1 pseudogene is annotated in these 593 nt (G+C 37.3%); it reads left to right on the forward strand.

What is annotated here, in order from left to right:
• Positions 1-481, forward strand: a pseudogene (locus AC3WOM_RS26710) (transposase); the annotation flags it as partial.
• Positions 482-593: the final 112 nt, after the last annotated feature.

Genomic DNA, 593 nt, shown 5'->3' on the forward strand with positions numbered 1-593 from the left:
GTACACCATGTATGTAAAAGAACAGAAGAAAACGTATAAGCAAAACGAATTCAATACAGCGAACTGGGATTATGATAAAGAAAATGATCGATACACATGCCCAAACCAACAACATCTTGTATTTAAATATCGTACCACGAAAACGGATAAGTATGATTTCGCGCGTGAGTTTAAGGTATATGAATGTGAAGACTGTTCCGGATGCCCCCTCCGTTCATTATGTACAAAAGCAAAAGAAGGAAATAATCGTAAGTTAATGGTGAATGAGAAGTGGGAACAACAAAAAGAATATGTGAGAGCAAAGCTTTCAGAAGAAAAAACGAGTACCCTTTATCGTCAACGCAAAATTGACGTGGAACCAGTTTTTGGATTCTTGAAGGCTAATTTGCGTTTCACTCGATTTTCTGTACGAGGAAAATCGAAGGTGGAAAACGAGATGGGCCTCGCATTAATGGCTGTGAATTTAAGAAAATTCACAGCCATTAGCTAAAAGCTATCTGGAAAAACATAAAAGATAGAGAAATCCGACTTTGAATGAATTCAAAGTCGGATTTCTCACGAATTGAAGCTAGTTATGTCCCAGCCTCATTTTT

It is taken from the genome of Lysinibacillus sp. FW301-JW8, assembly GCF_058788755.1.